We start from the raw sequence: 18,680 nt of genomic DNA on the forward strand, positions 1-18,680 counted from the left end.
CCCCACCGGGTTTCAGTCCTGCTTCGCGCGCGCCGCGCGGAAGTCGTCGAGGTTGTCGGCCGTGACGATCTCGACCGGGAAGAAGATGGTCTTCGTGGCCGCGTCGTCGTAGGCCTCCTCGCCCTCGAGGAGCGCGAGGACGGTCTCGACCGCCTTGATGCCCTGGCCGTACGGGTCCTGGGCGACGGTGGCGCTCATGAGGCCCTGCTCGATGAGGTCGAGCGCGCCGTCGGCGCCGTCGAACCCGATGAGGATGAAGCCGTCCTCCACCGACTTGCCGGCGGTCTCCATGGCGCGCTGGGCGCCGATCGCGGAGTCGTCGTTGGCGGCGTAGATGACCTCCAGGTCCGGGTTGGCCGACAGCATGTCCTGCGCCGCGGCGAAGCCGCCGTCGACCGTGTCGTTGCCGTCGAGGCTCGAGACGACCTCGAAGTTGTCGTGGTCCCCGAGGATCGAGGCGAACTCCGCGACACGCTCCTCGCCGACGACCGAGCCGGCGTGCAGCTCGATGACACCGACCTTGTGCGGGCCGGGGACGTCACCGAGCTGCTCGATGACGTACTCGGCGGCCAGGGCGCCACCGTTGGCGTTGTTCGACTGGATGTAGGCGTCGTACTCGCCGGCGGTGCCGATGTCGGCGATGACGACGGGGATCTTGGCATCGTGCGCGGCGTCGATCGTCGACGGCAGCGCGGACGGCTGGACGGGCGTGACGACGAGGCCGGAGATGCCCTGGTTGATCAGGTCGAGGCTGCCCGAGACCTGCTGCTGCTGGTCGGACTTCTGGTCGACGACGACGATCTCGACGCCGGCGGCCTCGCCACCGGCCTTGACGCCCGCGGCGTACGACTGCCAGTAGGGGTTCTGCAGGTCGTAGACGGAGTACCCGATCTTCAGCGGGTCCTTCTTCTCGAACTGCACGGTGGCGCTCTCGTCGCCCGCTGTGGGGGTCGACTCGGCGGGCTCGTCGGCGCCGCTGGCGCAGGCCGACATCAGCAGTGCGCTCGCGGCGACGAGGCCGATGGCGCGGGACAGGTGTCGCACGGTGTGTCTCCTTCGACAGGGTGTGGCTGGGTGTGCGGGTACTACTGCCGGCAGCGGGCCGTCAGCGGATGGCGGTCGTCAGGCGGCCGGTGTTGGCGGCAGGGCTGACGAACGCGTTGTCGTGCAGGCCGGCCCACGCCGGCAGCGGCGCCGGCTTGTCGTGGGCGTGCTCGGTGGGCTCGTGGCTGTACGTCGAGACCTCCCGCACGACGAGCGGGGTGTCCGCGTCGGCCGGGCAGCGGAAGGCGTGCAGGTGCTTGCGGTGCATGACGAACTTCGGGTCGCCCGCACGCAGGCGCACGTAGCTCGTCAGGCGCGCGTAGGAGTCCTCGCGGCCGGCGGCCAGCGCGACGCCCTCGGGCCAGGCGTCCCCCTGGGGCATGGGCCGGAAGGCGAGCGGCTCCTCGTCGCCGACGACGACGGGCTCGGGGTCGTAGAAGACCTCCATCTCCCCCAGCACGACCTCGTAGCTCTCGGTCTTGCGCTGGTGGAAGTGCGGCGGGCAGAACTTGCCGGGATGGACGATCATCAGCTTGTCGCAGAGGCCCGAGTACTCGGAGTACTGGGCGCCGCCGGCGGGCAGACCGTCGACGGCAGGCTCGTTGAGGGACTCGAAGATCACCATGAGCTCGTAGGCCTCGCGGGACCACAGGCCGTTCTCGAAAGCGGCGTACTGGTCCTCGCCGAAGACGATCCCGGCCGAGTCGTTGACCATGTCAGGGGTGATCGGGTAGCGCAGCGCCCGCGCGAGGCTGGCGGCCTCGTTGAGCCACTCGTCGTACTCACGTCGGGTCGCGTAGGTTCTGGCCACGTTGCCGTCCTTCGTCCGCTGGGCGCCTGAGGCGCTTCTTGAACCGGTTCATGTGAACCGGTTCAAGACTCCATGCGTCCCTAGGCGCTGTCAAAGCCCGGGCGCTGACGACCGCGTCAGGCACAACCCGCGTACCTATTGCGGCGGTCGCCCGCTCGACTCGCGCACGACGAGCAGCGGCTGGAACTCCATGTGCGCACCCGGCTCGCGCTCGTCCGCCGCCAGCAGCAGCTCGGCCGCCGCCACCCCCATCTCGAACGACGGCTGGTGCACCGTCGTGAGCGGCGGGTTCAGCGCCAGCGCGAAGTCGGCGTCGTCGTAGCCGACGAGCGCCACGTCCTGCGGCACGCGCAGCCCGCGCGCCCGGATCTCCAGCAGCGCACCCAGCGCGAGCATGTCGTTGACGCACATCACGGCGTCGAGCCGGCCCGCGTCCAGCAGCGGCGCGAGCGCCGCACCGCCCTCCTCGACCGTCAGGTCCGTCACCTCGAGCTCGAGCATGACCTCAGCAGGGTCGAGGCCGCGCTGCAGCAGCGCCTCGCGTGCGCCCTGCCGGCGCTCCGCGCACCACGACACCGACATCGGGCCGTTCACCAGCGCGATCCGCCGGTAGCCGACGTCGGCCAGGTGGCCCATGGCCAGGCCGGCCCCCAGGACGTTGTCCAGGCTGACCCACGCACCACCCGACCCGGGCGAGCGGCGGTCGAGCGTCACGACACCGAACCGGCGCTCCTCGAACGGCGCCCAGTCCGACGCGCGGTCCACGATCGGCGCGACCACCAGGCCGTCGACGCCCTGGCTCTCCAGGGAGCGCAGCAGACGGCGCTGACGGGCGGGGTCCTGGTGCGTCGACGCGACGATCATCGTCAGGCCCGCCGCCTCCGTCACCGACTCGACCCCGCGCAGCACGGCCGCCCAGAAGGGGTTGCCGACGTCCGGCACCACGACACCGATCAGCTCCGAGCGGCGGCTGCGCAGCTGGCCGGCCGCGCGCGAGGGCACGAACCCCAGGGCGCGCATGGACTCCTCGACGCGCTCGCGCGTCTCGTCGGAGACGCGATCGGGGCTGTTGAGGACGTTCGACACCGTACCGAGCGAGACGCCGGCGTGCGCCGCGACCGCCCGGACGCCGACCGCTCGTGCTGCACGGCCGGCCCGCGACCTCACGGTCATCAGCGCAGTGCCTCGCTCTCGGCCGTGGTGGGATGTCGCGGGGCCCGTGGACGCCCGTCGGCTAGGGATACTACGGCGCGCCCGCCGGCGTCCCGCGCCGACTCTCCCGCACGAGCGGCACTCCGGGCGGCGACGGCGTGCGGCGCCCAACCCGGCCCGTCGGCGCCCTCAGTCGAGGACATGGCGCAGGTAGCGCTCCGGGGCGTCGAGGAACGCGCGCCACGACGTGACGAGGTCCAGGTCCTCCCACGCGCACTCGCGCAGCCCCCACTCGCCCACCTCGTAGACCGTCGCGCCGGGCAGCGCCGCCAGCAGCGGCGAGTGCGTCGAGAGGATCACCTGCGAGTCGTGCTGCGCCAGGTCGTGCAGGTGGCGCAGCAGCGCGAGGCTGCCCGTGAACGACAGCGCGGACTCGGGCTCGTCGAGGACGTACAGGCCCGGGTACATCATCCGGGAGCCGATGAGCTCGAGGAACGACTCCCCGTGGGACATCTCGTGGAACACCGGGTCGTTGCCGGGGTGCTCGTCGAGGTACGTGTAGAAGCCGTGCATCGTCTCGGCCCGCAGGAAGAACCCGCGCCGCGGGGCACCGGCGCCCCGCACGAGCTGGAGGTCGTGCGCGAACCCCGACTCGGTGGGGCGGGTGCGGTGCATCGACCCCGTCGACCCGCCCTCGGCCGCCATGCCGAACGCCGTGGCGATGCCCTCGACCAGCGTCGACTTGCCGGCGCCGTTGTCCCCCACCAGCACGGTCACCGGGCCCAGGTCCCAGCCCTGCTCGAGCACCTGCCGCACCGCGGGCACGGTCAGGTGCCAGTCACCGCCGCGCTCCCCGTCGACCCCGGACACCCCCGTCCGCGCCTGCACCCGACGCACGGGCAGCGTGCTCCACGGACCCGTGCGCGCGACCATGCGCCCACCCCATCACGGACGGCCGACACGCGACGACGCGCGCGGCTCGCAGCCGCGGCTCACAGCCGCGGGTCGACGGCCTCCGACTCCAGCGCGAGCACCGCGAACACGGCCTCGTGGACGCGCCACAGCGGCTCCCCCGCGCTGAGCCGCGCGAGCGCCTCCAGACCCAGCGCGTACTCGCGCAGCGCGAGGCTGCGCTTGCGCCCGAGGTGCCGTGAGCGCAGCCGGGTCAGGTGCTGCGGCTCGGTGTAGTCGGGGCCGTAGATGATGCGCAGGTACTCGCGTCCGCGGACCTTGATGCCGGGCTGCACGAGCCCCTTGCGGCCGCGCACGAGGTTGGCCAGCGGCTTGACGACCATCCCCTCCCCACCGGCCGACGTCAGGTCGTGCCACCAGGCGACGCCTGCCGCACGCGAGGCGGGGTCGGTGAGGTCGACGACGAGCCGTCGGGTGGTGGCCAGCACGCCGGACCGGTCGGCCCCGACCAGGGCGTCGGCGACGTCGAGGTGCCACAGGTGGTCGCGCGTCTCGTACGTGCCGGCGTCGGTCGCGAGGAGCTGGAACGGTGCGAGCCGCACGCCGTCGAGCCCGTCGGTGGGCCACACGTAGCGGCGGTACGCCGCGGCGAAGGCGTCGGCGTTCGCGCCGCGCGAGCGGGTGCGCGCCAGCAGCTCGTCGACCGGCAGCCCGGCGGCCGACGCGGCGTCGAGCGCGGCCCTCGCCGCGGGCAGCGCGGTGCGTGCGGCGGCGCCGACGGCCGCGTACTGGTGGCGCAGCAGGTCCTCGGCCTTGACGGACCACGGCATGAGCTCGCAGTCGAGCAGCAGCCAGTCCGCGGGCGCGCCGTCGCGTCCGACGCGCCCCCAGACGTCCGCCGCGGCCGTGCGGACCACGTCGAGCAGCGCCTCCGTGCGCGCGGCGTCGAAGAACGGCCGCCCGGTGCGCGTGTGCACCGCGCCCGTCGTGCCCACGGGCATGCCGAAGCGCGCCGCGGCGACGTCCGCGTCCCGGCACACCAGCACCACGGCGCGCGAGCCCATGTGCTTCTCCTCGCACACGACGCTCTCGACGTCGTCCCGGTAGGCGTCGAACGCCTGGTCGGGGTGCTCCAGGAGGTCGCCGTCGGGGGCGGTCGCGCACGGGCTCATGGTCGGCGGCAGGTAGAGCAGCCACCGCGGGTCGAGGGCGAACCGGCTCATGACCTCCAGGGCGCCGGCCGCGTTCTCCTCGGCGACGGTCACGCGCCCGTGCAGGCCCGTCTCGACGACGCGCTTGCCCAGGACGTCCGCCACGTCGAGGACGTCGGGGTCGCGGCGCGCGGCGTCCGGGGTCGCGTCGGTCGTCGGGCCCTCGTCCGCCGTGGGGAACGGGCGCGCCGGCTCGTACCAGACGCGCTCGGCGGCTACCTGGACGAGCTCCTTCTCGGGGTAGCGCAGCGCGCTCAGGTGCCCGCCGAACACGCACCCGGTGTCGAGGCACATCGTGTTGTTGACCCACGTGGCCGTCGGGGTCGGGGTGTGCCCGTAGAGCACCATGGCCCGGCCGCGGTAGTCGTCCGCCCACGGCAGACGCACGGGCAGGCCGAACTCGTCGGTCTCACCGGTCGTGTCGCCGTACAGCGCGAACGCCCGCACCCGCCCGGACGCGCGGTTGTGGAACTCCTCCTTGAGGCCGGCGTGTGCGACGACGAGCCGGCCGTCGTCGAGCACGAGGTGCGCGGCCAGGCCGTCGCAGAACTCGCGCACCGCCGCGCGGAACTCGTCGGTCTCCTGCGCCAGCTCGGCGAGCGTCGTCTCCAGGCCGTGCGACACCTGCACGTTGCGGCCGTCGAGCGCGCGCACGAGCTTGTGCTCGTGGTTGCCGGGGACCGCGAGCGCGTGCCCGCCCGCGACCATGCCCATGACGAGACGCAGCACGCCCACGCTGTCGGGGCCGCGGTCGACGAGGTCGCCGACGAACAGCGCCCGCCGCCCCTCGGGGTGGGCCGCGTCGACGGGCCGGCCCTCGGCGTCGCGGCTGATCACGTAACCCAGGGCGCCGAGCAGGGTCTCGAGCTCCGAGCGGCACCCGTGCACGTCCCCGACGACGTCGAACGGCCCGCGCTCGGCACGCCGGTCGCTGCGCAGCGGCTGCCGGTCGATCACGGCGGCGTCGACCTCGTCGGTGCCCCGCAGCACGTGGACCGTGCGGAAGCCCTCGCGCGACAGCCCGCGCAGCGAGCGGCGCAGCTGGTCGCGCTGGCGCCGCACGACGTGGGAGGCCAGCGACCGGTCGGCGCGTGCGGCGTTGCGCTCGAGGCAGACCTGCTCGGGCGCGTCCAGCACGATCGCCACGGGTAGCACGTCGTGCGCGCGGGCGAGCGCGACCAGCGCCTTGCGTGCCGTCGGCTGCACGTTGGTCGCGTCGACGACCGTGAGCAGCCCGGCGTCGAGGCGCTTGCCCGCGATGTGGTGCAGCACGTCGAACGCCGCGGCCGTGGCGTCCTGCGAGGTGACATCGTTGGAGACCAGGCCCCGGCAGAAGTCCGAGGACAGCGTCTCGAACGGGCCGAAGTGCTGCGCGGCGAAGGTCGACTTGCCCGAGCCGGACACGCCGACCAGGACGACCAGCGAGAGCGCCGGGACCGTCAGGGTGGTCATCGCGCACCCCCGTCGTGGCTCGCCGGGGCCGTACCGCGGCGGAAGACGGCCATCTGGGTGGGCGGGCCGACCTCCGGGTCGTCCACCCCGACGGGCAGCAGCGCGACGTCGTACCCGTGACGGTCCGCGGCCGCCCGTGCCCAGGCGGCGAACTCGGCGCGCGTCCACTCGAAGCGGTGGTCGTGGTGGCGCATCGTGCCGGCCTCCAGCGTGGGGTACCGCACGTTGTGCTCGGCGTTGGGGGTGGTCACGACGAGCGTCGCGGGTGCGGCGGCGCCCAGGACCGCGCGCTCCAGCGCCGCCAGGCGCGGCGGGTCGACGTGCTCGACCACCTCCATGAGCACCGCGACGTCGAAGCCGGCGACGCGGGCGTCGCGGTAGGTGACCGAGGAGTGCGCGAGCTCGATGCGCCGACGCTGACGCTCCGGGAGCGTGTCGAGGTGGAGCCGCCGGGCGGCGGTCGTCAGGGCCCGCGCCGAGACGTCGACGCCGAGGAGCCGCTCGTACGCGGGGTCGCGCAGCAGCTCGCTCAGCAGGGTGCCCTCGCCGCACCCGAGGTCGACGACGCTGCGTGCACCCGCCTCGCGGATCTGGGCGACGACGGCGTCGAGGCGCTGCCGGGCCAGGGGCGGTGGGGTCGGCTCCGCCGGATCTGCCGGGTCCGCGGCGTCCGCCGGCCCCGCCGCGTCGGGCGCGCCGGCGGTCGCCGCGTCGACGGTTGCGTCCTCGGGCTCGGCGAGGGCGTCGTCGACCGTCTCCGGGCGGGCGTCGTCGACCTCCGCGAGCCGCTCGATGGCCGACGTCGCCAGGCTGGTGCGGTGGGCGAGGTACCGGCGGGCGATCTCCCGGCGCTCGGGGTGCGCCGCGAGCCACCCCTCCCCCGCACGCACGAGCTTGGTGACCTCGTCGGACCCCACCCAGTAGTGCTTGCTTGCGTCGAGCGTCGGCAGCAGGACGTAGAGGTGGCTGAGCGCGTCGGCGACGCGCTGCGTGCCCGTCAGGTGCAGGTCGACGTAGCGCGAGTCGCCCCACGCGGGGACCGTCGGGTCGAGCGGCACGGGGCGCGCGTCGACCTGCCACCCCAGCGGCGCGAACAGCCGGACCGCGGCCTCGGCGCCGCCGCGGCACGGCACGGCCGGGACGTGGACGCTCAGGTCCCAGCGCCGTGCGGGCAGCTCGGGACGCAGCTCGCAGCGCCCGGCCATGGCCGTGCGGAACACCTTGCCGAGCGCGACCGCGAGCATCGACGACGCCGCGTACGGCCGGTCGTTCACGTACTGCGCGAGGCTGAACGCGACGTCGCGCGGTGCGCTACGGCCCTTCTGCCGGACGAGCCCCACCGGGTCGACCTCCAGCAGGAGCGCGACGGTGCAGCGCTCGTCGGTCGCCTCGGGGTAGAAGACGTGCGCGACCCCGAACGACTGGTCGAACGCCTGGACCCGGCCGGGGTGCTTGTGCAGCAGGTAGCCGAGGTCGGCTGCGTCGGGGCCGGCGGCGGACAGGGTCAGGAGCACGGGCGGATCGTCGCACGCAGGGCATCGCGCTGTCCGGCGGTTTGCTGCTCGCTCCCCCGGGCGGACGCGGCTACCCGCCGGTGACCCGATGCCGCAGCGTCGGGCCGCCCGGCCCGTCGAGCTCGTCCAGGTACGCCGCCCGCCCCGCCATGCTCATGACGAGCGCGAGGGTCGACCCTGTGACGAGCGGACCCTCGCCGGCGCGGAAGGGGCCGTCGTCCGCGCGCAGACCGAGACCCGCGGAGTGCGTGCGGCTGTTCACGGTGAAGTCCCGCCGGGCGAAGAACTCCGCGACGGGGGTCAGCGCGTCGACGTCCGGCGTGCGCGTGACCCCCAGGGGCCGGCGGACGTCCTGCGCGTGCACGACGACCTCCCCCAGGTAGGCGGGGGTGTGGCTGGACGGTGCCGTCGTGCTCGTGACGACGGCGCGGAAGCGGTCGAGCGTCTCGGCGGGCGTCCGGCCGCGGTGCTCGTCGAGCCGGCGCCGGTTGTGCACGTCCGGGCGGAAGCGCGCGCCGAGCATGCTGCGCAGCCACCGCCACTGGCCGACGCTCGCAGCGGCGGTCAGGTGGGCGACGACCTCCTCGACGTCCCACTCGCCGCACAGCGTGCCGTGCCGCCACTGCTCGGGGGTCAGGTGCGCCAGGTCCTCCGCCAGGGCGGCGCGCTCGGCGTGGGCGAGCGCCCACAGCCGGTCGTCAGGGCTGTCCGCCGGACGTCGCGTCACCGGTCGTCCCGCTCACCGGCGACTGGCGCGAAGCGGGGTGCCGCGGCCCCTGCGAGCCGGTCGGCGGGCACGGGCCGTCCCGAGACGACGAGGAGCAGGTCGACGGCGTCCGCCTCCAGGTCCTCACCGGCACCCCAGGTCCGCCCGCTGGCCCGGTCGACCAGCCGGACGCCCGCGACGCGCTCGCGCCCGCCACCGAGGGAGACCCGCGTGCGGAGCTGGTTCTCGAGCGCGAGGACGACCGCCCGGGCCGGGTAGGCGCCCGCAAGACCCAGCGGCCGGCGGACGTCCTCGCCGTGCACGACGGCCTCGACCAGCCTTGTCGCCAGCGGAGCCGGCGGGGTGCGCCGCAGGTCGGCGACCTGCCGCAGCGCCGCGACGGTGTCCTGCGGGTCCGCTCGCCTCTCCCGCGCGACGCCGGCCCGGTTGGCCCGGTCGAAGTCCCCACGGGCGCCCACCATGTCGCGCACGAAGGCCAGGCGTCCGGTGCGTGCCGTGTCGACCAGGTGCGCCAGGACGTCGTGGACGTCCCACCCGGGGCACAGCGACGGGACCGCCCACTGCTCGTCGCGGAGCCCGGAGAGGTCGTCCGCGAGGCGCAGCCGCTCCTCACGGACGGTCTGCCAGACGTCTGCCGCCAGCGCGTGCATGGGCCTCCTCGCCACTACTGATCGAGTAGTGGACACTACTGTTTGCGAAGTACGCTCTGTCAATGGGGTCCCGACGCTCGTACGGCTCGTACAACGACGGCTGCGCCGCCGCGCACGCGCTCGACCTCGTCGGCGACCGCTGGACGATGGTCGTCGTCCGCGAGCTCCTCCTGGGCGCCAAGCGCTTCACCGAGATCCAGCGCGACGTCCTCGGCATCGGGCCCGCCGTCCTCACCCAGCGCCTGCACGACCTGGAGGCAGGCGGGGTCCTGCGGCGACGGCGGCTGCCCGGCCGCGTCGACGTCTACGAGCTCACCGACTGGGGGCGCGAGCTCGAGGCCGTCAACACGGCGCTGTCGCGCTGGGCCGTCGCGTCGCCCGCCCTGCCGCGCGACGCCGACATGAGCCCCGACACCGTCGTCCTGGCGATGCGCGCGCACGCGCGACCGGCCCCCGGGCTCGCGGACGAGCGCCGCGTCGCGCTGCACCTCACCGACTCCCGGTACGACGACGCCGAGCCTGTCACCTACCTCGCCACGGTGTCGCAGCACACCACCCGCGTGAACCGGTCGGCCGAGCCGGCGGCGACCGACGCGGAGGTGTGGGCGACGACCCGGGCCTGGAAGGCGTGCGTGATCGGGGGCGTCGCAATCGAGGACGTGGCCGACGTCCAGGTCGCGGGTGACGACGACGCGGTGCGGGCGCTGCTCAGGGCGACGTCGCTGGGGAACCCACCCGGGACCCACGACGACGCCCCCCGGTCATCCCGCGATCGCTTGACGAAGGGCCCGCCACCCGCATCTCTGGAGGACAGACTCTCTTCTACCCAGCGGTCGGGGGCTGTAGCCGTCGCCGCAGACGAAGTAACGATCATTCAGTAAATGAGCATCAATCACGAGTAGTGTGCCTATGTGGACCTGAGTCTCTTCGACGTTGATGCGCCCGGCGATCTGGTGCCCATCACGGGCACCGACCCGCTCCGAGGTCCCTGGCGGCACTCGGCGTTCGTCCCGTGGCCGTTGCCCGACGAGCCCCCAGGGCTGAGCCCCTCGACCTACCTGGCTGTGGGCAACGCCCGGGCGGCCCTTGCGGCGCTCGACAGCACGGCGCAGCAGCTGCCGAACCCTCGGCTGCTTCGACGGCCGACCTTGCAGACCGAGGCCCAGAGCACCTCGGCGCTCGAGGGCACGTACGCGCCGCTCGCCGACGTGCTGACTGCGGACCAGGAGCGCCCGCAGTCCGTTGACCTGCGCGAGGTCCTCAACTACGTGTCGATGGCAGACCGCGCCTTCCGCGCCGTGGAGGAGGGCCAGTCGCTCACGGTGGGGCTCCTCGGTGAGCTGCAGCAGGTACTTGTTCACGGCACGAGGAGCGAAGGGCTGGCGACGGGTGGGCTCCGGAGCAGCCAAGTGGTGATCGGCCGTCGGGTCGAGGCGCTGCCGGAGGACCTGCCTGTCGTGGCTGCGCGCTTCGTGCCGCCACCGGCGGGACTGGACCTGCAAGCGCGGGTCCAAGATCTTCTGGACTGGATGAGCGCGGGCCGGCCAGGCGTGATCGACCCCGTCGTGGCGGCAGCCCTGGCCCACTACCAGTTCGAGGCCCTTCACCCGTTCAGCGACGGGAACGGTCGTGTGGGCCGCCTCTTGATCGTCGTGCACCTCCTGAAGCTCGGGGTCCTGGCAGAGCCCACGCTCACGGTGTCGCCCTGGTTCGAGTCGCGGCGAGCGGAGTACTACGACCACTTGTTCGGGGTGAGCACCCGAGGCGACTGGGACGCCTTCGTCCGCTTCTTCGCTGACGGTCTGGAGACTTCGGCCCGGAGGACCCGCGAGCAGATGCTGGCCCTTGTCGCTGTTCAAGCGCGGCTGAAGGAGACCGTGCGGGCGTCGAGCCTCCGGGCTGACACAGCGCATGCGCTGGTGGACTACGCCGTGGCCAACACGGCCTTCACCGTGCGGGCGGTGGAGCGTGACCTTCGCCTGTCGTACGCGCGAGCGAACGGCCTGGTCGGGCAACTGGTCGAACTTGGTGTCCTGGCGCCGCTTGCTGCGTCGAACACCTACCGCCGTCGCTTCTATGCGCCTGCAGTGCTCCGTGTGCTCGTGGGTGGGCGGGACGGGTAGGTGAGCGCGAGGCGACAACCGGTTCGGAGCGAGACTGTCAGTTCTCGAGACATCTCGGCTGCAGACTGCTCGTGAAGATGCGGTTGATGAGTACTTTGAAGTAAGAGTGTCAGTTGTCGATACATCTCGGCTGCAGACTGCTCGTGAAGTCGTCGTCCACGAGCACTCTCGCCCGCTCGCCATCTCGGAACGGCCCCGCGCCCTCGCGCTGCGCCATCCCGCACCTCCTCACGACGAAGGGCCCGTCACCCACATCTCTGCAGGTCACGGGCCCTTCGACTGGCGGAGGATGGGGGATTCGAACCCCCGAGGGCGTTAACCCAACACGCTTTCCAAGCGTGCGCCATAGGCCACTAGGCGAATCCTCCTGGTGCTGCACGCGCCGCGTGAGCGGGCGTACTGCGGGTAGGAGTCTAGCCGAGGAACGTGCGAGCCCCGGACGCACCCTCACGGCTCGATGCGCACGTCCGTCCCCCGCAGCTGCGCCCGGAACCCGTCGCGCTGCACCGTCACCTCCTGCAGGACGAGCCCGTCCGGGATGCCCTCGATCTCGTGCTCGATCGTGACGAGCTCGCGCGCGAGCGCGCCGAACACGTCGGCGAGGAACGCCGGCCCGCCGATGTCGATCGTGCGCGGCTCGATGACGAGGCGTCCCGCGCTCACCGTCACGGTCCCGGTCGCCTCGACGTCCAGCACCCGCCCGAGGCCCTCGAACGACCGGTGCACCGCCGCCTGGTCCGGGCTGCCCGCGACCGGCCCGACACGCACGTCCGGCCCGATCTGCCCCGCCACCAGGGCGAACGGCACCGTCGCGTCCACCGTGAGCTGCCCGGCGACCAGCCCCGACTCACCGGTGCGCACGTCCGCGCCCGTGACGACGACGTCGCGCAGGGTGCCGTCAGGCGTCGCGAGGGTGTCGGCGTCCAACGTGAGCCCGTCCAGCCACAGGTCACCGTCGGCGAGGTCGCCGGGAGCCGGCTCCCCCGCGCTGCCGGCCCCCGACGGGTCGGCCGGCGGCGACGCGCCCGGCGCCGCCGAGGACGCGGACCTCGTCGCGGCGAGCACGGCGACGACCAGCAGCAGCGCCAGGACGAGCACCGTGATCCCGGCGCCGACCAGCCCGTCCCTCACCCGCTGCCGCTGCATGGTGGCAGTGTGTCCCGCCGCCGACCGACGCACCCGGCGAACCACCCGATGACTCCACGCACGTCCGCGGGTCTACCCCCGCACCACCACGAGCGAGGAGCGCGCCATGTCCTTCCAGGCCTATCTCGACGCGGTCGAGGAGAAGACCGGCCTCACCCCGCGCCATCTGCTCGAGCAGGCGCACGAGCGCGGGTTCGACGCGTCCACGAAGGCGGGTCCGATCCTCGCGTGGCTCGCCGACGAGCACGGTCTGGGGCGGGGGCACGGCATGGCCATGGTGCACGTCATCACCAAGGGCCCGACCATCTCCGGCAAGCACGTCGGCACCGCGGGGACGCACCGCGACGCGTCGGACACGCTGTGGCTCGACGGTCGCGCGACGCGCCCTTCTTGACGCGCCTCCTCCCGCCACCGCCTCGTCCGTCACGGCCGAGGGTGCGGCCCGCCACGGACGGCCGTACGGTCGGTCACGTGACGACGACAGGCGCGCAGCAGGTGCTCACCGACGGGTTCGGGAGGGTCGGTCCCGTGCTCCGGGCCGCCCTGGACGGCACGGACGCGGCAGCGCGGACCTGGCGTCCCGCGCCGCACGCCAACACGCTCGCGTGGCTCGCGTGGCACGTCGCGCGCGGCCAGGACTCCCAGGTCGCGCCGCTGGCCGGCGTCGAGCAGCTGTGGACGGCGGACGGCTGGGCCGACCGGTTCGGCCTGCCGTTCGACCACGACGCCACGGGCTACGGGCAGTCACCCGACGAGGCGGCGCGCGTCGACGCGCCCGCCGACCTGCTGCTGGGCTACCTCGACGCCGTCACCGCGCAGACCCTCGCCTACCTGGAGCGCATCGAGGACGACGAGCTCGACACCGTCGTCGACACGTCCTGGGACCCGCCGGTGACGCTGGGCGTGCGGCTCGTCAGCATCCTCGACGACTGCGTCCAGCACGCCGGGCAGGCCGCCTACCTGCGCGGGCTGCTCCCCCAGGACGTCGCACCCGCCTGACACGGACGGGCGTCGGTGGCCCCCGGTAGCGTGCCGCGGGTGACGGAGTACGAGGTCGACGTGCCGCTGTGGCAGGTGGAGAACGGGTCGTGGGTGTTCGTGGCGCTGCCGTTCCCCGTCGCGGACGAGGTGGACGAGCTCACGCGGGGCCGCCAGGGCGGGTTCGGCTCCGTGCGCGTCGAGGTGACGCTCGGCCCGACGACGTGGCGCACGTCGCTGTTCCCCGACAAGGACCGCAAGACGTACGTGCTGCCGGTGAAGAAGGCGGTGCGCACCGCTGCCGACGTCACCGTCGGCGACGTCGTGCACCTGCGACTGCGGCTCGTCGACGTGTGACGCCCCTCAGGACGTGACGCGCCCCTTCGCGAAGTACGCCAGGGGGCCCGCCCAGTTGACGAGCAGCGCGAGTCCCCACGCGATCTTCGGGCCGTTGACCTCCGCGGCCGGCCGCTTGACCAGGTCCCGGTACGCGGCGGCGGTGAGGGCCACCTGCGCAGCGCCGGCCACCACGACGACGACGCGCTGACCGCGCCGCAGCTCACGCCACTTCTTCTTCGGCTTCAGGGGCACGTCGGACCTCCGGGCTCGGGCGCGCGCGGCGCGTGGGTACAGCCCATCCTTCACCAGACGCGCACGGGCCGCAGGGTCGCAGGTCCCCCTCCACGCGACGGTGCGCGGTGCGTAACCTGACGCCATGGAGCTCACCCTGGGTCTCGACGAGGCCCTCACGCTCGCCCGGGCGGCCGACGCCCTCCCGTCCGCCGTGACCGACGTCCGCGGGGAGGCGCGTCTGGTGCGGGCACAGGTCAAGGTGCACGAGCTGCCCGGCGTGCCCGGCGCCGTCCGCATGGCCACGAGGCTGGCCGGGCCGGTCGACGTGCGCGTCGAGGACCGCGGCGTGACGGGCCGGGCGTGGCGCGTGGCGATCGTCGCGTCGCACCCCGTGATGCGCATGGACCTCAGCGGGTTCGTGACCGAGGCGGTCCGCGGGCAGCTCGCGAAGCTGCCCCGGGGCGTGGCGACGGTCCACACGCAGGAGGGCGCCACGGTCGTCGAGGTCGACCTCGACCGTCTCGGCCCGCTGGTCGGCGAGGCGTTCCCCGCCGCGCGCGGCCTGCAGGTGCGCGTCGACGACGTCACGCTGGGCGACCGGTTGCACCTGACCGCCACCGTCGGCTGACCGCGGCGGGCCTCCGGCGTCCGGGGCACGTCAGGCCGCGGGCGTCAGGCTCCGGGAGCGGCGGCGAGCGAGTGCAGGTGCCCCACGAGGATCTCCTGCGAGCCCTTCGCCAGGTACTCCCCCGCCCACCGCTCCTTGAGCTCCAGGCACGTGCCGTCGTGCAGCTCGACGGTCGCCTGCACGGGTGACGAGCGGCGCACCGTCGCGGTGCGGACGTCCTCGTAGGACACGAACCGGTGCGCCTGCGCGAGCTGGTGCACGGGCGCGGACCGGACGACACCGATCAGGCGAGCCTTGCCGCCGTCGGTCTTCTTGGGGCACGGCACGAGCACCAGACCGCGGTCCAGGACGACGACGTCGTGGTCCACGCCGTCGACGGAGACGTTGGCGAGCCCGGCCAGCACCGACGCACCGTGCGCGGTCGCGCGCTCGTGGACCTGGCCGACCGCCTGCGGGTCGACACCCAGACCGGCGAGCCAGGCGCGCACGTGCTCGACACCCGCGGACTGCGACGCGAGGTTCGCCCAGGCCGACAGCGCGGGCTCGTCACCCTCGCGGTCCCGCAGCGTGGCCGGGCCCGCCCAGTCGAGGTGCCACCGCGCGGCACCCGCGTTGACGAGCGCCGACGACAGGACGGGCTCGAGAGCGTCGGCCATGGGGTGCGGCACGTGCTCACCGGCCTCCTCGAAGGTCGGGCGACCCGGATCGATCCCCAGCTCACGCGCGAGGTCGTCACCGCGGCCCTGGGCCACGAGGTCGAGCACGGTGCCCAGCGTCGCCCGCTGGACGCCGGCCAGGCGTGCGGCGGCGCGGTGGACGCTGTCCGCGTGGCGCTGCTGCGCCGCCGCGACCGCGGGCGCGATCAGCTCCTCCCAGGGGAGCCGGCGGCGGTCCTCGACGACCAGCACCTCGTCGGCGAGGTGCGTCGCGAGCACGTCGAGCCGCGGGACGAGGACGGTCGCCGGCCGCGGGTCGGGCGTGTGCGGGACGTCGGGCAGGCGGTCCATCGTGACGATGCGCTCGCCGATGGGCGGGTGGCTGTCCCACCGGCTCGCGTGCTCGGGGCGGGGCACGTCGCGCATGTCGCTCAGCTCCTGCGCACGCGCGGCGAGCAGGTGCCGGAAGCCGCCGTAGAACGCGTCGGACGTCGGCGCCAGACCGACCTCCCACCCGACCATGACGTAGCGCTCCAGGTAGAAGTCCCACGCGGCGTCGAGCACCGGCACCTCGCGCAGCGCCGACTGCGCGGTCGCACGGCCCACCGCAGCGACGGACTTCGCGTCGGCCGCGAGCTCCTGCCGGCGGCTGGTGGCCGCGGAGACGAGCAGGTAGAGCTTGCCGTACTGCCGCAGGAGCCAGCCGACCAGCGATCCCGAGAGCTGGGCGAGAGTGGCGCCGATCGCGGCGCGGCCGCGGTGGACCACGACGGACAGCCGCGTGTCGTCGTGCGAGTAGTGGCCCAGCTCGTGGGCGAGGACCGAGCGCAGCTGCGCGACGCTCAGGCCGTGCAGCAGCGGCACGCCGAGCACCATGCGCCGCGTCCCGCCGACGAGCCCCAGGAACCGCGCGTCCTCCATGACGCCCGCGTTGACGTCCGGCGCGAGCCGGATCTCGTCGGGGGCGCGGGTCCCGGTCAGGACCGCGAGCTCGTCGACCATCGCCCACAGCTCGGGTGCCTCGGCGCGCAGCAGCACGGGACCCGACGGCGGCTCGGGCCGGGCGCGCGCGACCTTCCACAGCGCGACGACGACGCCGACGACGGCCGCGATCGTGACGAAGCCGAGCTTGCCGGCCAACGGCCCGGTGCCGGACCGGAACGCGAGCACCGTCAGTGCGCCGAGACCGGCGATGAGCAGGAGCGCAGTGACGTAGAACCCTGCCAAGGTCAGAACCGCGACGACGGCGCGCAGCCTGGTGCTCATGGGTGCCTCCTGGACTCCCCTGGGGGCCGCCGGCGCGTCCCGTCCGGCGGGAGCGTAGCGGCGGCGGGCCGCTCCCCGTGGGCGAACGGGCGACGAATCTGCGGGCGGTCGCCGGCACCGGCGCCGCTGCGGTGCGGGCCGTGGCAGACCCCCGGGAATCCGTGCAGGTCCGTGCGGCTGAACCCCTCGCGCAGTCGGGATCCGTGAGGCTACGCTGAGGAGGTAGTCGCAGTGCGCTTTGTTTGTCCCGTTCTCCGGAGCGGACGACGACCACCGTGATTCACCGGTCCCGGTCGTCGGGTCCGTAGTAACCGCATGAGGAGAATGACGTGCCCACTGGCATCGTGAAGTGGTTCAACGCTGAGAAGGGCTTCGGCTTCATCGCCCCCGAGGACGGCGGCCCGGACGTCTTCGTCCACTACTCGGCCATCCAGACGCAGGGCTACCGCTCGCTCGAGGAGAACCAGCGCGTGCAGTTCGACGTGCAGGCCGGCCCCAAGGGCCCGCAGGCCTCGAACGTCGCACCTGCCTGAGCGACGAGCTCACCGAGCCCTACGGGCTCACCGAAGGGCGTCCCGACCACTGGTCGGGGCGCCCTTCGCCTTTCCCGTCGAGGACGGCGGTGGGCGAGTGGGTTGCGTGCCTACCTAGTCAGCCCTACTGTCTAGCCATGCCGCGACGCACCGCACCTCCGACCCCCGGCACCGGCGACGACGTCGCGACCGGTGCCGACTGGCCCGGTGAGTGGCTGCGCGGCGTGCTGTCGCTGTGCGCGCTGCGCGTGCTGGCCGACGGCGCGACGTACGGCTACGACATCGCGCAGCGGCTGGCCGCCGCCGGGCTCGGCGAGATCAAGGGCGGCACGCTCTACCCCCTGCTCGGCCGCCTGCACGCCGCCGGCCTGCTCGACGAGGAGTGGCGCCCCGGCGACGGCGGCCCCGGTCGCAAGTACTACGCGCTGACCGACGCCGGCCGCGCCCACCTGCACGACGAGAGCGCGCGCTGGTCGCGCTTCGCCGACCTGACCCAGACGTTCGTCACGAGCCCGGAGGCCTCCCGATGACCAGCGAACCCGCCGCCCTCGCCCCGCACGTCGAGCCGGCCTGGCGCGACGCGTTCATCGTGGAGCTGCGCGTGCACGACGTGCCGGGTGCGTCGATCGGCGAGGCGCTCGGTGAGGTCGAGGCCTACTGCGCGGACGCCGGCGAGGACGCCCTCAGCGCGTTCGGCGATCCCGCCGCGTACGCCCGCAGCCTCGCGCCGGTGCTGCCGACCCGCCGCCGCACCACCGTGCGCGACGGTGCCGCGGTCGTCGCGCAGACCGCCGGCGTCATGGGGGTCGTGTGGTCGGTGCCCCCGTGGCTGCACGGCGAGGACCTGGTGGCCTCCCGCGGTGCGGCGACCACCGTCGCCCTCGTCCTGCTCCTGATCGTCGCGCTGTGCCTGGCACCCACGAGGATCCTGGGCTGGTTCACACGCGCGCGGTGGTGGCAGGCGGCGCTCGCGGGCGGCGGAGCAGCGGGGATGCTCGCGGCCGTCGGGGCGCTCGTCCCGGACGGACCGCTGACGGCACCGGCGACGCCCCTCGTCCTGGTCAGCGTGCTGCTCATGGTCGCCGGGGCGGTCGCGCTGCACGTCGGCGGCGCGACCACCGACCTGGTCCGCGACCCGGCCGAGCGCGACAGCCCGCCGACGCGACGGATGCGGCTCACGTCGATCGCGCTGAGCGCGGCGCTCCCCGTGGTGGCGCTGCTCGTCGCCGGGGCACTCGCCCTGCTGCCCCGCTGACGGACCGTCCCACCGGGGCCCCGCGGCGACCTGCCCACCGAACCGAGGA

Annotated in this window: 20 protein-coding genes and 1 tRNA gene; 9 read left to right on the forward strand and 12 right to left on the reverse strand. The window is 73.8% G+C overall.

The features are described from left to right. Window positions 1-12: 12 nt before the first annotated feature. The 8 genes from IR158_RS06525 to IR158_RS06560 all read right to left on the reverse strand — a co-directional run bounded on the left by IR158_RS06525 (window position 13) and on the right by IR158_RS06560 (window position 9,473). Window positions 13-1,044 (reverse strand): substrate-binding domain-containing protein, encoded by a 1,032-nt coding sequence (locus IR158_RS06525; RefSeq protein WP_291810994.1) that lies wholly within the window; start codon window positions 1,042-1,044, stop codon window positions 13-15. A 61-nt stretch (window positions 1,045-1,105) separates the two neighbouring features. Continuing rightward, window positions 1,106-1,855, reverse strand: coding sequence for a hypothetical protein (locus IR158_RS06530; RefSeq protein ID WP_291810997.1), 750 nt, complete (start codon window positions 1,853-1,855; stop codon window positions 1,106-1,108). Between the two features lie 135 nt (window positions 1,856-1,990). Further along, on the reverse strand, window positions 1,991-3,028 hold the full coding sequence (locus IR158_RS06535; protein WP_291810999.1) for a LacI family DNA-binding transcriptional regulator: 1,038 nt from the start codon (window positions 3,026-3,028) through the stop codon (window positions 1,991-1,993). Window positions 3,029-3,196: 168 nt separating this feature from the next. Beyond that, window positions 3,197-3,940 (reverse strand): AAA family ATPase, encoded by a 744-nt coding sequence (locus IR158_RS06540; RefSeq protein ID WP_291811000.1) that lies wholly within the window; start codon window positions 3,938-3,940, stop codon window positions 3,197-3,199. Between the two features lie 59 nt (window positions 3,941-3,999). Beyond that, a complete protein-coding gene (locus IR158_RS06545) occupies window positions 4,000-6,582 on the reverse strand; it encodes a polynucleotide kinase-phosphatase (protein WP_291811002.1) in 2,583 nt (860 codons plus the stop codon). Then, window positions 6,579-8,096, reverse strand: a complete 1,518-nt coding sequence (locus tag IR158_RS06550; RefSeq protein ID WP_291811005.1) for a 3' terminal RNA ribose 2'-O-methyltransferase Hen1 — start codon at window positions 8,094-8,096, stop codon at window positions 6,579-6,581. Before IR158_RS06550 ends, IR158_RS06545 begins: the two co-directional genes overlap by 4 nt. A gap of 70 nt (window positions 8,097-8,166) precedes the next feature. After that, window positions 8,167-8,823 carry a maleylpyruvate isomerase family mycothiol-dependent enzyme gene (locus IR158_RS06555; protein WP_291811008.1) on the reverse strand — a complete coding sequence of 219 codons (657 nt, stop codon included), beginning with the start codon at window positions 8,821-8,823 and terminating at the stop codon, window positions 8,167-8,169. Further along, window positions 8,820-9,473 carry a maleylpyruvate isomerase family mycothiol-dependent enzyme gene (locus tag IR158_RS06560; RefSeq protein WP_291811011.1) on the reverse strand — a complete coding sequence of 218 codons (654 nt, stop codon included), beginning with the start codon at window positions 9,471-9,473 and terminating at the stop codon, window positions 8,820-8,822. Before IR158_RS06560 ends, IR158_RS06555 begins: the two co-directional genes overlap by 4 nt. A gap of 62 nt (window positions 9,474-9,535) precedes the next feature. Between IR158_RS06560 and IR158_RS06565 the strand changes: the two genes are divergently transcribed. Together IR158_RS06565 and IR158_RS06570 are read left to right on the forward strand one after the other, a co-directional pair. Next, window positions 9,536-10,354: a helix-turn-helix domain-containing protein gene (locus IR158_RS06565; RefSeq protein ID WP_291811013.1), complete on the forward strand. Its 819-nt coding sequence runs from the start codon at window positions 9,536-9,538 to the stop codon at window positions 10,352-10,354. A gap of 30 nt (window positions 10,355-10,384) precedes the next feature. After that, complete coding sequence (locus tag IR158_RS06570) at window positions 10,385-11,596, forward strand: Fic/DOC family N-terminal domain-containing protein (protein WP_291811016.1); 1,212 nt, start codon at window positions 10,385-10,387, stop codon at window positions 11,594-11,596. Between the two features lie 280 nt (window positions 11,597-11,876). On the opposite strand, the gene IR158_RS06575 is transcribed toward IR158_RS06570, so the two are convergent. Together IR158_RS06575 and IR158_RS06580 are read right to left on the reverse strand one after the other, a co-directional pair. Then, window positions 11,877-11,964 (reverse strand) — tRNA-Ser (locus tag IR158_RS06575). A 79-nt stretch (window positions 11,965-12,043) separates the two neighbouring features. Next, window positions 12,044-12,742 (reverse strand): hypothetical protein, encoded by a 699-nt coding sequence (locus IR158_RS06580; RefSeq protein WP_291811019.1) that lies wholly within the window; start codon window positions 12,740-12,742, stop codon window positions 12,044-12,046. Between the two features lie 106 nt (window positions 12,743-12,848). On the opposite strand from IR158_RS06580, the gene IR158_RS06585 reads away from it, so the two are divergent. The 3 genes from IR158_RS06585 to IR158_RS06595 all read left to right on the forward strand — a co-directional run bounded on the left by IR158_RS06585 (window position 12,849) and on the right by IR158_RS06595 (window position 14,077). After that, window positions 12,849-13,136, forward strand: a complete 288-nt coding sequence (locus tag IR158_RS06585) for a DUF4287 domain-containing protein (protein ID WP_291811022.1) — start codon at window positions 12,849-12,851, stop codon at window positions 13,134-13,136. Window positions 13,137-13,213: 77 nt separating this feature from the next. Then, entirely contained in the window at window positions 13,214-13,741 is a 528-nt protein-coding gene (locus IR158_RS06590; protein WP_291811026.1) for a DUF664 domain-containing protein, read from the forward strand. A 39-nt stretch (window positions 13,742-13,780) separates the two neighbouring features. Next, complete coding sequence (locus IR158_RS06595; RefSeq protein WP_291811028.1) at window positions 13,781-14,077, forward strand: DUF1905 domain-containing protein; 297 nt, start codon at window positions 13,781-13,783, stop codon at window positions 14,075-14,077. A gap of 6 nt (window positions 14,078-14,083) precedes the next feature. Here IR158_RS06595 and IR158_RS06600 read toward each other — a convergent pair whose 3' ends face one another. Continuing rightward, window positions 14,084-14,311, reverse strand: a complete 228-nt coding sequence (locus tag IR158_RS06600; RefSeq protein WP_291811031.1) for a PLDc N-terminal domain-containing protein — start codon at window positions 14,309-14,311, stop codon at window positions 14,084-14,086. A gap of 124 nt (window positions 14,312-14,435) precedes the next feature. Between IR158_RS06600 and IR158_RS06605 the strand changes: the two genes are divergently transcribed. Continuing rightward, the gene (locus IR158_RS06605) at window positions 14,436-14,921 is read left to right on the forward strand and encodes a hypothetical protein (protein ID WP_291811034.1); all 486 of its coding nucleotides are present in this window, start codon (window positions 14,436-14,438) and stop codon (window positions 14,919-14,921) included. A 44-nt stretch (window positions 14,922-14,965) separates the two neighbouring features. Here IR158_RS06605 and IR158_RS06610 read toward each other — a convergent pair whose 3' ends face one another. Next, complete coding sequence (locus IR158_RS06610) at window positions 14,966-16,843, reverse strand: M48 family metallopeptidase (protein WP_291811036.1); 1,878 nt, start codon at window positions 16,841-16,843, stop codon at window positions 14,966-14,968. A gap of 329 nt (window positions 16,844-17,172) precedes the next feature. Here IR158_RS06610 and IR158_RS06615 point away from each other — a divergent pair, with 329 nt between their 5' ends. The 3 genes from IR158_RS06615 (at window position 17,173) to IR158_RS06625 (ending at window position 18,631) form a co-directional block, all read left to right on the forward strand. Further along, window positions 17,173-17,376: a cold-shock protein gene (locus IR158_RS06615; RefSeq protein ID WP_089797961.1), complete on the forward strand. Its 204-nt coding sequence runs from the start codon at window positions 17,173-17,175 to the stop codon at window positions 17,374-17,376. A gap of 137 nt (window positions 17,377-17,513) precedes the next feature. Next, window positions 17,514-17,906 carry a PadR family transcriptional regulator gene (locus IR158_RS06620; protein WP_291811068.1) on the forward strand — a complete coding sequence of 131 codons (393 nt, stop codon included), beginning with the start codon at window positions 17,514-17,516 and terminating at the stop codon, window positions 17,904-17,906. Then, complete coding sequence (locus IR158_RS06625) at window positions 17,903-18,631, forward strand: hypothetical protein (RefSeq protein WP_291811071.1); 729 nt, start codon at window positions 17,903-17,905, stop codon at window positions 18,629-18,631. Before IR158_RS06620 ends, IR158_RS06625 begins: the two co-directional genes overlap by 4 nt. Window positions 18,632-18,680 lie beyond the last annotated feature (49 nt).

It is taken from the genome of Cellulomonas sp. (assembly GCF_015234515.1).
GTDB lineage: Bacteria > Actinomycetota > Actinomycetes > Actinomycetales > Cellulomonadaceae > Cellulomonas.

Coding starts and splice junctions, on each gene's coding strand:
- IR158_RS06535 (WP_291810999.1), bottom strand. CDS start 3,028: ATGACCGTGAGGTCGCGGGCCGGCCGTGCAGCACGAGCGGTCGGCGTC.
- IR158_RS06540 (WP_291811000.1), bottom strand. CDS start 3,940: ATGGTCGCGCGCACGGGTCCGTGGAGCACGCTGCCCGTGCGTCGGGTG.
- IR158_RS06545 (WP_291811002.1), bottom strand. CDS start 6,582: ATGACCACCCTGACGGTCCCGGCGCTCTCGCTGGTCGTCCTGGTCGGC.
- IR158_RS06560 (WP_291811011.1), bottom strand. CDS start 9,473: ATGCACGCGCTGGCGGCAGACGTCTGGCAGACCGTCCGTGAGGAGCGG.
- IR158_RS06565 (WP_291811013.1), top strand. CDS start 9,536: ATGGGGTCCCGACGCTCGTACGGCTCGTACAACGACGGCTGCGCCGCC.
- IR158_RS06580 (WP_291811019.1), bottom strand. CDS start 12,742: ATGCAGCGGCAGCGGGTGAGGGACGGGCTGGTCGGCGCCGGGATCACG.
- IR158_RS06585 (WP_291811022.1), top strand. CDS start 12,849: ATGTCCTTCCAGGCCTATCTCGACGCGGTCGAGGAGAAGACCGGCCTC.
- IR158_RS06605 (WP_291811034.1), top strand. CDS start 14,436: ATGGAGCTCACCCTGGGTCTCGACGAGGCCCTCACGCTCGCCCGGGCG.
- IR158_RS06610 (WP_291811036.1), bottom strand. CDS start 16,843: ATGAGCACCAGGCTGCGCGCCGTCGTCGCGGTTCTGACCTTGGCAGGG.
- IR158_RS06620 (WP_291811068.1), top strand. CDS start 17,514: ATGCCGCGACGCACCGCACCTCCGACCCCCGGCACCGGCGACGACGTC.
- IR158_RS06625 (WP_291811071.1), top strand. CDS start 17,903: ATGACCAGCGAACCCGCCGCCCTCGCCCCGCACGTCGAGCCGGCCTGG.